At 65.9% G+C, this 9,856-nt stretch carries 9 protein-coding genes; 1 reads left to right on the forward strand and 8 read right to left on the reverse strand.

The window, feature by feature from the left end:
• From ACTHL9_RS03515 to ACTHL9_RS03540, 6 genes are all read right to left on the reverse strand, one after another.
• A partial coding sequence (locus tag ACTHL9_RS03515) for an urease accessory protein UreD (protein WP_440517351.1) occupies positions 1 to 666 on the reverse strand: 666 nt, incomplete at its 3' end.
• Positions 663 to 1,277, reverse strand: coding sequence for an urease accessory protein UreG (gene ureG, locus ACTHL9_RS03520; RefSeq protein ID WP_440517352.1), 615 nt, complete (start codon positions 1,275 to 1,277; stop codon positions 663 to 665). The genes ureG and ACTHL9_RS03515, both read right to left, overlap by 4 nt.
• A 10-nt stretch (positions 1,278 to 1,287) precedes the next feature.
• Positions 1,288 to 2,211 (reverse strand): urease accessory protein UreF, encoded by a 924-nt coding sequence (locus ACTHL9_RS03525; RefSeq protein WP_440517353.1) that lies wholly within the window; start codon positions 2,209 to 2,211, stop codon positions 1,288 to 1,290.
• On the reverse strand, positions 2,211 to 2,669 hold the full coding sequence (ureE, locus tag ACTHL9_RS03530; protein ID WP_440517354.1) for an urease accessory protein UreE: 459 nt from the start codon (positions 2,667 to 2,669) through the stop codon (positions 2,211 to 2,213). The genes ACTHL9_RS03525 and ureE overlap by 1 nt, the downstream gene beginning before the upstream one ends.
• A gap of 10 nt (positions 2,670 to 2,679) precedes the next feature.
• Positions 2,680 to 4,794 carry an urease subunit alpha gene (ureC, locus tag ACTHL9_RS03535; protein WP_440517355.1) on the reverse strand — a complete coding sequence of 705 codons (2,115 nt, stop codon included), beginning with the start codon at positions 4,792 to 4,794 and terminating at the stop codon, positions 2,680 to 2,682.
• Positions 4,795 to 4,803: 9 nt separating this feature from the next.
• On the reverse strand, positions 4,804 to 5,106 hold the full coding sequence (locus ACTHL9_RS03540) for an urease subunit gamma (RefSeq protein WP_440517356.1): 303 nt from the start codon (positions 5,104 to 5,106) through the stop codon (positions 4,804 to 4,806).
• A gap of 138 nt (positions 5,107 to 5,244) precedes the next feature.
• Here ACTHL9_RS03540 and ACTHL9_RS03545 point away from each other — a divergent pair, with 138 nt between their 5' ends.
• A complete protein-coding gene (locus ACTHL9_RS03545) occupies positions 5,245 to 5,676 on the forward strand; it encodes a pyridoxamine 5'-phosphate oxidase family protein (RefSeq protein WP_440517357.1) in 432 nt (143 codons plus the stop codon).
• Positions 5,677 to 5,740: 64 nt separating this feature from the next.
• Here ACTHL9_RS03545 and ACTHL9_RS03550 read toward each other — a convergent pair whose 3' ends face one another.
• Together ACTHL9_RS03550 and ACTHL9_RS03555 are read right to left on the reverse strand one after the other, a co-directional pair.
• On the reverse strand, positions 5,741 to 7,669 hold the full coding sequence (locus ACTHL9_RS03550) for an ABC transporter ATP-binding protein (RefSeq protein WP_440517359.1): 1,929 nt from the start codon (positions 7,667 to 7,669) through the stop codon (positions 5,741 to 5,743).
• 143 nt (positions 7,670 to 7,812) lie between these two features.
• Entirely contained in the window at positions 7,813 to 9,600 is a 1,788-nt protein-coding gene (locus ACTHL9_RS03555) for an ABC transporter ATP-binding protein (RefSeq protein ID WP_440517358.1), read from the reverse strand.
• Positions 9,601 to 9,856 lie beyond the last annotated feature (256 nt).

Genomic DNA, 9,856 nt, shown 5'->3' on the forward strand with positions numbered 1-9,856 from the left:
GCCGTCGTCCGCTCGCCGGTCAACCACAAGCAGCGACGCGAGGTGCGAGCGGCCGCCCAGCGCCAAAGGACCCACGCCGCCCTCGCCGGGGCGGAGCAGGAGGTTGTCGACGACACCGAGCCGACCGTCGATCCGGACGCGGGTCACCAGGGAAACCTCGTCGAACTGGAACGGCTGGCCATCCGGGGACCAACCGTGCGTGATGGTCTCGGCGAGAGCGATCGTCGCGTCGGCCGCCATGTCCACCTCGGTCTCCTGCAGATACCGCGCGCCCCGATAGGCGATCAGCGGGTCCGGCACCGACTCGAAGCGCGCCCCCGGGGCAAGGTCGATGCGCTGCACCGCCCGCGCCGGGCCTTGGGGCGTGCGGTACACCTTCGTAGCCGACTGCGTGGTCAGCAGGGCCGAGGCTTCCGTCTCGAGCCCGACCTGGACTGCGTACTCGTCGCCGCCCAGATAGGCGCCTCCCGGATTGATGGCAGTGAGGACGGGATGCCCTGAGCCCCCAGCGTAGTGCGCCCGAAGGATCCGCAGCGCGCCCGCGTGGAACTGATCGACCACCACGCTCCGCCGCCCGCGGAGCCCAATGCGAAGACGGAGTTCCCCCGTGAGGCGAGCGTCCGCCGTCGTCCGCTCTCTCGGTGGGTGCCGGATCACCGCCGTCACGCGAGGTCCATCATGAGCACGTCGCGCCGAATCCAGTGGAGGACGTAGTCGAGGCCCTCGTCCGTCTTGAGGTTCGTGAAGCAGAATGGCTTGTCGCCGCGGAAGGACCTCGAATCGCGCTCCATGACGGCAAGGTCCGCCCCGACGAACGGCGCAAGGTCCGTCTTGTTGATGACGAGGAGGTCCGACTTGATCATGCCCTGGCCAGCCTTGCGCGGAATCTTCTCGCCCTGGGCGACGTCGATGATGTACACCGAGAAATCGACAAGCTCCGGGCTGAAGGTCGCCGAGAGATTATCGCCGCCGGACTCAACGAAAATGAGCTCGAGGTCGGGATGCCGTTCCTTGAGGTCTTCGATCGCGGCGGTGTTCATCGAGGTGTCCTCACGGATCGCCGTGTGCGGGCAGCCGCCCGTCTCGACGCCCACGATCCTGTTCTCCGGAAGTACGCCATTGCGCGCGCGGATCTTCGCGTCCTCGATGGTGTAGATGTCGTTCGTGATGGCGGCCATCGAAAGCTCACCGATGAGCGCTCTTGTGACGCGTTCGACGAGCTGGGTCTTGCCGGCTCCGACCGGGCCGCCGATGCCGATGATCACGGGATCACTCATGTCAGGTCTCCTAGCTCATGAACATGCGTGCGCGCTGGTGCTCGTGCCGCATCTGATGGATTTCGAGGGCGGGTGCCGCGGCACCGAAGTGCCGCGGGTCTGCGGTGCGGGAACGGGCGACGGCGGAGGGCACCTTCGTCCGGAGGGTCGCCAAGATCCGCTGGCCAGCCAGCTGGCCGAGCGGGATGGCGCGGACTGCGTTGTACGTCAGGGCGGTGAGCGTCGAGTACAGGTAGGCCTCGACGAGTGTCTCCTCGTCGAGGCCCTGGCCGGCACCTGCCACTGCGAACGCAATCGTGTAATGGCCGGTGCAGCGGTTGTCCGCGACGGCTTCGGCGTACGCTTTGACGCCTGCCGACGGGAACGAGTCACGGGCGATCTCGAGAATCCGGCGGCCCATCTTCAGGCTTGCTGCCCTGATCTGGGCGGGGATGAGGAGGGCGGTGAGCTCGGCGTCGAGGGCCTCGAGCCCGCCGAGGTCGGGGGGTATGTGCGCGAGATCGGGCCCTGTGCCGCCGAGATCGGGTGGTATGTGCCCGACATCGGGGCCTGTGCCGCCGAGATCGGGTCCCATGTGCCCGACATCGGGGCCTGTGCCGCCGACATCGGGTCCCATGTGCCCGACATCGGGGCCTGGGCCGCCGAGATCGGTTCCCCGGCCCGACCCGACTTCGGCGCCACCCGACCCGACCTCGGCGCCATATGACCCGACCTCGGCGGGGTGGGGACGCCCGGAGCGGCACGCGCGGCGGACGGCGACGGCGTCGGTGAACGTGAGCTGGGTCGAAAGGAAGGCGTCGAGCCAGTCCAGGAGAGTGCGCTCGTCGTGCACCTGACCTGACTCGAGATACGCCTCAAGTCCGAACGAGTGGCTGAATGCGCCGGTCGGCAGTGCGGAGTCGGTGAGCTGCATCAACGTCGTCAGACGGGACATCAGTGGCTGTGCTCCGCGTGACGGAAGGGAACCTCCATGACCCGTTCCTCGCGGGAATACGGAACGCCGTGCCTGTCGAGGAAGTCCCGGACAGTGTGGTCGAACTGGCACACCATGACGTCCTCGAAGAACTGCGCCTGAAGGTGCCGGTTACCGAGCGAATGCGCGGTGAACAGGGCCTCCCCGATCGTCCGCGGCGCGATGACGAGGACATCCGTGGCCTGGACGGAGACAACGATGAGGCTTCTGGCGTCTGCCGCGAGGATGTCCCCGTCACGCAGGTCGGGCGCCGCGACGGGGAGCCGGATCCCCAGTTCGGTCCCATGGTCCGTCTGCACGCGCTGAATCCGCTTGGCAAGGTCGGCGCTGGGCAGGACGACCCGCTCGCGATGCAACCCGTCGTACGCAAGGGCAGCGCCGTCGTCGTACAGATTGCCCAGAATTTCGGTGACGATCATGCGATGCCCCTTAGAAAAGGAAATAGCGTTGGGCGAGCGGCAGGATTTCGACGGGATCGCAGGTTGCGAGTTCGCCATTGACCCTGACCTCATACGTCTGAGGGTCCACGTCGATTTCCGGCGTTTCGCCGTTGAACGGGAGATCCGCCTTTCGGAGCGAGCGAATTCCGCCAACGGCGCGGATGTGCTTGCGCAGCCCCAGTCGTTCGGGAACGCCAAGGTCGATCGCCGCCCGCGAGAGGAATGTGATCGACGAACTCTGAACAGATCTCCCATACGCGCCAAACGCCATGCGGAGCGTCTGGGGCTGGGGCGTCGGAATGGAGGCGTTCGGGTCCCCCATGACCGAATTTGCGATCGTCCCGCCCTTGATGACGAGATCGGGTTTCACCCCGAAGAATGCGGGGTCCCAGAGCACGAGATCCGCAAACTTGCCGACTTCCACGGAACCCACATAGTCCGCAATACCCTGCGCGAGCGCGGGATTGATCGTGTATTTCGCGATATAGCGTTTGATTCTGAAATTGTCCGCTGCGGCGTCAGCCGGAAGAACGCCTCGCTGAGCCTTCATCTTGTCGGCGAGCTGCCAGGTACGTGTAATAACCTCGCCCACCCGGCCCATGGCCTGGGAATCGCTCGACATGATCGAGAAGACCCCGAGATCATGCAGAACGTCCTCGGCGGCAATGGTCTCGGGGCGGATCCGGGAGTCGGCGAAGGCCACGTCCTCCGGGATCTGCGGGCTGAGGTGGTGACACACCATGAGCATGTCGAGATGTTCTTCGGCGGTATTGCGCGTGTAGGGGATGGTGGGGTTCGTCGAGGCAGGCAGGACATTTGGCTGACCGGCGATGGCAATGATGTCCGGGGCGTGGCCGCCGCCTGCGCCCTCCGTGTGGAACGTGTGGATGACGCGGTCCCCGATCGCTGCGATCGTGTCCTCGAGGAAGCCGCACTCGTTGAGGGTGTCGGTGTGGATGGCCACTTGAACGTCGTACTCGTCGGCCACCCGAAGCGAGGTGTCTATGGACGAGTGCGTCGCGCCCCAGTCCTCGTGGATCTTGAGCCCGATCGCGCCCGCCTCGATCTGCTCGTCGAGCGGCTCGGTTCGGCTGGCGTGCCCCTTCCCCAGGAAGCCGAAGTTCATCGGCAGGCCCTCCGCAGCCTCGAGCATGCGGGCAAGGTGCCACGAACCGGGGGTCACGGTTGTCGCCTTGGTGCCCTCCGCTGGACCTGTCCCGCCTCCTATCATCGTGGTGATCCCCGACGCGAGCGCCGTGGGAACCTGATCCGGCGAGATGAAATGGATGTGCGTGTCGATGCCACCCGCGGTGAGGATCTTCCGCTCCCCCGCGATGATCTCCGTCGACGCCCCCACCACGATGTCCACGCCGTCCTGCAGATCAGGGTTCCCGGCCTTGCCGACAGCATGGATGTGCCCGTCCCGGAGCGCGACGTCCGCCTTGTAGATGCCGGTGTAGTCCACAATGAGGGCGTTGGTGATCACGGTATCCGGAATGTCCTGAGAGCGCGTCAGCCGCCCATTCTGACCCATTCCGTCGCGCAGCACCTTGCCGCCGCCGAACACCACCTCGTCGCCGTAAACGGTCAGGTCGTCCTCCACTTCGGCGAACAGGCCGGTGTCACCGAGGCGGACGCGGTCACCGGTAGTCGGCCCGTAGAGCTGGGCATAGTGGGCCCGCGGGATGGCGCGGTTGGGGATGCCTTGCTCACGGCCGCCCGGCGGGGGAACGGACGACGGCGGCTGCCCGCCGTCGTCGTTATTCCCGCCCTCCGCGGCGCGCGACTCGAGCGGGCCATCGGTGAGATTCCGCAGACCGTAGACCTCCCGCGAGCCAGCGAGCGGCACGAGCCGCACGGTCTTGCGGTCGCCTGGCTCGAAGCGCACAGCCGTCCCTGCGGGGATGTCCAGGCGATGGCCGTGGGCGGCGACGCGATCGAAATCGAGGGCACGGTTGGTCTCCGCAAAGTGGTAGTGCGAGCCGACCTGAATCGGACGGTCCCCGGTGTTGGTGACGTCGAGCTCGGTCACCGGGCGGCCAGCGTTGAGGACAATCTCACCCTGCGCGGTGACCGTCTGTCCCGGGACGAACTGTTCTTGCACAACGCCCTCCTAGCGGATCGGCTCGTGAACCGTGACGAGTTTCGTTCCGTCTGGGAACGTGGCCTCGATCTGTACGTCGTGGATCATCTCGGGCACGCCCTCCATCACGTCGTCACGGGCCAGGATCGTGGTTCCCCAGCTCATGAGATCGGCCACTGACCTGCCGTCGCGCGCGCCCTCGATGAGCTCGTAGCTGAGAATCGCTACCGCTTCCGGGTAGTTGAGCTTGAGGCCCCGCGCCTGCCGTCGTCGCGCGAGGTCGGCCGCGACGACGATCATGAGCTTCTCCTGTTCGCGCGGGCTCAGCCTCATGGCGCCTCCTTCTCTGCCAGCACGTCTGCGCGCCTGCTCAAAACGGCCGACGGCACCTAATCTGGGATGCTAGGCGGCTCATGTTACCCGGCTGTTTCGGCCGGCATCAGAGGGCCATCGAGAGGAAGGCAGAGAGCAATGCTCTTCGAACACGACGATGACAACCCAGTCCGGATCCTCACGGAGGACGAGAGCTGGCTCCTGCTCGAGGACACCCGCTACGGCCGGCTCGTCACGTATGCGGCCGGCGAGCTGGACGTCGTCCCGATCAATGTCAAGGCGGTGAAGCAGCGACTGCTCATTCGGACAACCCCGGGGACGAAGCTCATCGAGGTGGTCATTGGGGGCAAGGTGGCGTTCGAGGCTGACGCGATCCTCTCAGGCGAGGCGTGGAGCGTCGTCGTCAAGGGGAGCGCGAGGGTGCTTGAACACGCCGGGGAGATCGAGGCGGCCGAGGCGGCCAAGATCGAGTCCTGGCTCCCGACGCACAAGGACGTCTACGTCGAGATCACTCCCGAGCATGTCGAGGGGCGCCACTTCGAGCTCGGCCCAGAACCCGAGGAGCTGTAGGCCGGCCCGACCTCGGCACCACACCCCCCGACCTCGGCACCACACCCCCCGACCTCGGCGTACTTCAGGTTGTGGTCTCCCGGCCGGCGGTCGCCGCGGCAATCTCTGCGTCGAGGTCGAGGCCCCCAGCGAACTGGCTCATGTAGAGCCGGTGATAGGCGCCGCCGCGTTCGAGGAGTTCCTCGTGGTTGCCCTGCTCCACGATCTTGCCGTCCTCCATGACGAGAATCGTGTCGGCGTCGCGGATCGTTGAGAGGCGGTGAGCGATGACGAACGAGGTCCTGTCCGTGCGAAGCGCCCGCATGGCCTTCTGGACCAGCAGCTCGGTGCGCGTGTCCACAGAGGACGTAGCCTCGTCGAGGATCAGCAGCGAGGGATTCGCGACGAAGGCTCGGGCGATCGTGATGAGCTGCTTCTCGCCTGCCGCGATGTTCGTGCCCTCTTCGTCGATCACAGTGTCATAGCCGTCCGGGAGCAGGCGGACGAAACGATCCACGTACGTTGCCTTCGCCGCCGCCATGACCTGCTCCTCGGTAGCGTCGAGGTTCCCGTACCGGATGTTGTCGTAGATCGTCCCGCCGAACAGCCACGCGTCCTGAAGGACCATGCCGATCTTTGACCGCAGTTCGGAGCGGGAGAGCTCGCGGATGTCGACGCCGTCGAGCAGGATCCGCCCGCCCTGGATCTCGTAGAACCGCATCACGAGGTTCACGAGTGTGGTCTTGCCAGCTCCCGTGGGACCGACGATCGCAACCGTGTTGCCAGGCTCAGCCGTCAGCGAGAGGTCCTCGATGAGGGGCTTGGCCTCGGAATAGGAGAACGTCACGTGCTCGAAGTCCACGTGGCCGTCTGTAGTACGGGGCAGGTGGTTTGTGGCCGTCTCGGGCTCCTGCTCCTCCGCGTCAAGCAGCTCGAAGACGCGCTCCGCCGAGGCGACGCCGGACTGCAGCATGTTCGCCATCCCGGCAATCTGCCCGAGCGGCTGGGTGAACTGTCGCGAGTACTGGATGAACGCCGTCGCATCGCCAAGGGTCATGAGTCCGGCCGCCACCCGCAGGCCGCCGACGACGGCGATCCCGACGTACGCGAGGTAGCTGATCCAGTTCATGATCGGGAACATCATGCCCGAGACGAATTGGGCGCCGAACGAGGCCTTGTACAGGTCCTCATTCTTGCCGTCGAAGCCCGCGACCATGTCGTCCCGCCGGCCGAACAGGATCGCCAGCTCGTGGCCCGAAAAGGACTCTTCGATGTGGCCGTTGAGGACGCCGGTGTTCTTCCACTGTGCCTGGAAGAGCTTCTGGCTTCGGGATCCGATCACGCCGGTCACGACCGCCGAGAGCGGAAGGGCAATGAGCGCGATGAGCGCAAGCTCCCACGACACGATGAACATCATGACGATGATGCCGAGCACCTGCAGGATCGAGGAGAGCAGCTGGGAGAACGCCTGCTGGAGCGCCTGCTGGACATTGTCGACGTCGTTCGTCACCCGGGAGAGGAGGTCGCCGCGCTGCCGGGTGTCGAAGTAGCCCAGCGGCAGCCGGTTGAGCTTGGCTTCGACATCGCTGCGCAGCCGGTAGACGACCCGCATCACGACGCGGTTGAGGATGAAGCCCTGCACCCACATGAACAGACTCGCCACGAAGTACATGACGAGGATGACCGAGATGAGGAACGTCAGCTGGTTGAAGTCGATCCCCTGCCCGGGCACAAGGTTCATCGCCGAGAGCATGTCGGCGAGATTGCCGTGCCCCTGGGCCCGCAGGCCCCCGACGATCTGCTCCTTCGACATCCCCGCCGGCATCTGCTTGCCAATGACGCCGGCGAAGATCACGTCCATGGCCTGGCCGAGGATCTTCGGCGCGATGACCGAGAGCACCACAGAGACGACGATGAACGCGATGACGATCGCCATCCATCCGGATTCCGGACGGATCAGGCCGAGAAGCCGTTTCGCGCTCGCGCGGAAGTTCTTCGCCTTCTTCGTGGGCATCTGCTGACCGAAGCCGCCGCCGCCGTGACCGCCGCGTGAGCGCGACGGCGCGAGGTCGTCGTCCTCCTCCTCGGGCTCCGGATTCGCGGCAACGGCCGACGTCTTGTCCTGGCTGACGTGGTCCTGGCTGACGTGGTCCTGGCTCATGCCTGCTCCCCCGCAACTCCCGTGCTCGTCCCGGCACCTGCGCCGGCGACGCTCTCGGCTTCTTCCGCCGTGATCTGCGATTGCACGATTTCCTGATAAGTCGGCGACGTCTCGAGCAGCTCCTCGTGCGTGCCGCGGTCCACGATCTTCCCGTTGTCGAGGACCAGGATCTGATCGGCCTCCACGATGGTCGAGACGCGCTGCGCCACGATGATCACGGTCGCCTCGCGCGTACGCTCGTTGAGGGCGCGGCGGAGCCGGGCATCGGTTGTGACGTCGAGCGCCGAGAACGAGTCGTCGAACAGGTACACCTTGGGCTGGGCAACAAGAGCCCTCGCGATGCACAGTCGCTGACGCTGCCCACCGGAGACATTCGTGCCGCCCTGCGAAACCCCCGACTCGAGTCCGTGCGGTTTCGCGCGCACGAAGTCCGCTCCTTGGGCGACTGTGAGTGCGTCCCACAGTTCGTCGTCGGACGCGGACTCCTTGCCGAACCGCAGGTTGTGGGCGATCGTGCCGGAGAAGAGATACGGGCGTTGCGGAACCATCCCGACGCGCGAGGTGATGTCCCCTCGGCTGAGCCGATTCACGGGAACACCGTCGAGCAGCACCTCGCCCTCGGCAGCGTCATAGAGGCGCGGGACGAGATTGAGGAGCGTCGTCTTGCCCGAGCCGGTCGAGCCGATGATGGCGACAGTCTGGCCCGGCCGAGCCGTGAACGAGACGTTGCTGAGCACGGGTGCCTCCGCGCCGGGGTACGCGAACGAGACGTTCCGGAATTCGACGACGCCCTCGCGGCGGTCGGGCGTGACCGGCTGCGCCGCCTCGCCCATAGAAGGCTCGACGTCGAGCACCTCGCCGATGCGGTCGGCACACACGGTCGCACGCGGGATCATCATTGCCATGAACGTGCCCATCATGACGGCCATGAGGATCTGCAGCAGATACTGCATGAACGCCGTGAGCGAGCCGATCTGCATGTCCCCCGACTCCACCCGGTGGCCGCCGAAGTACAGCACGGCGGCGGTGGCTGCCTGGAGGAGCAGCATGATGATCGGGAACATCAGCACGAAGATCTGGCCGACCTTGAGCGAGACGTCCGTCAGCGCCCTGTTGGCTTCGGCGAAGCGGCCCTCCTCGTACTCCTCGCGGACAAACGCGCGGACCACGCGGATGCCGATGATCTGCTCGCGGAGGACCCCGTTGATGCCGTCGATCTTGGCCTGCATGCTCCGGAACAGCGGCATGAGCAGGTAGACGAGGAACCCCACGACCGCGAACAGCACACCCACCGAGACCCACACGAGCCATGACAGGCCTGCGTCTTCGCGGAGGGCCATGATGATGCCGCCCACGCACATGATGGGGGTGGAGACCATGAAGTTCAGCCCCATGAGCAGGACCATCTGGACCTGCTGGACATCGTTCGTTCCGCGGGTGATGAGGGTGGGCGCGCCGAAGCGCTGCACGTCTTGGGATGAGAATGAGGCGACGCGACGGAAGACGCCCCGGCGGAGATCACGGCCGAACGCCATCGAAGTCTTCGACCCGAAGTAGACGGCGAGGATCGCCGTGACCACCTGGGCAAGCGCGACCGCGAGCATGATGCCGCCCTGCTGCCAGATGTAGTCCGTGTCCCCCTTCGCGACGCCTTGGTCGATGATCTGCGCGTTGAGGCTCGGGAGGTAGAGGGTCGCGATGGTGGTCGCGAGCTGGAAGACCGCTACGGCCAGGATCCACGGCCAATAGCGCGCGCCATAGCGCCTGAGCAGGGTGACGAGCATCGATTTCCTTCGTGTCAGGCCCGGTTCCGGGCAGCACGCACACGGAGGCTGCGGGGTGGAGCAGACTCCATGAGCAGCTCCAGAGTAGACCCGCCAGTAGCCTTGCGGGATCCTCCCTAGGGAGTAATCCGAGAGGCGGGGGGCAAGGTGTGTTCGCCGCCCCCCCGAGTGGCATTTTTAGGGGGTGCAACCCCCCCAACTCACCGCCCCCGGTGGCGTCCTCCCGGCGCCTTGTTCACCGCACCGTACCTCTTGT

It is taken from the genome of Sinomonas sp. (assembly GCF_051955515.1).
In the GTDB taxonomy this organism is placed as follows: Bacteria; Actinomycetota; Actinomycetes; order Actinomycetales; family Micrococcaceae; genus Sinomonas.

Coding starts and splice junctions, on each gene's coding strand:
- ACTHL9_RS03525 (WP_440517353.1), bottom strand. CDS start 2,211: ATGTCCCGTCTGACGACGTTGATGCAGCTCACCGACTCCGCACTGCCG.
- ACTHL9_RS03555 (WP_440517358.1), bottom strand. CDS start 9,600: ATGCTCGTCACCCTGCTCAGGCGCTATGGCGCGCGCTATTGGCCGTGG.
- ACTHL9_RS03550 (WP_440517359.1), bottom strand. CDS start 7,669: ATGCCCACGAAGAAGGCGAAGAACTTCCGCGCGAGCGCGAAACGGCTT.
- ACTHL9_RS03545 (WP_440517357.1), top strand. CDS start 5,245: ATGCTCTTCGAACACGACGATGACAACCCAGTCCGGATCCTCACGGAG.
- ACTHL9_RS03540 (WP_440517356.1), bottom strand. CDS start 5,106: ATGAGGCTGAGCCCGCGCGAACAGGAGAAGCTCATGATCGTCGTCGCG.
- ureG (WP_440517352.1), bottom strand. CDS start 1,277: ATGAGTGATCCCGTGATCATCGGCATCGGCGGCCCGGTCGGAGCCGGC.
- ureE (WP_440517354.1), bottom strand. CDS start 2,669: ATGATCGTCACCGAAATTCTGGGCAATCTGTACGACGACGGCGCTGCC.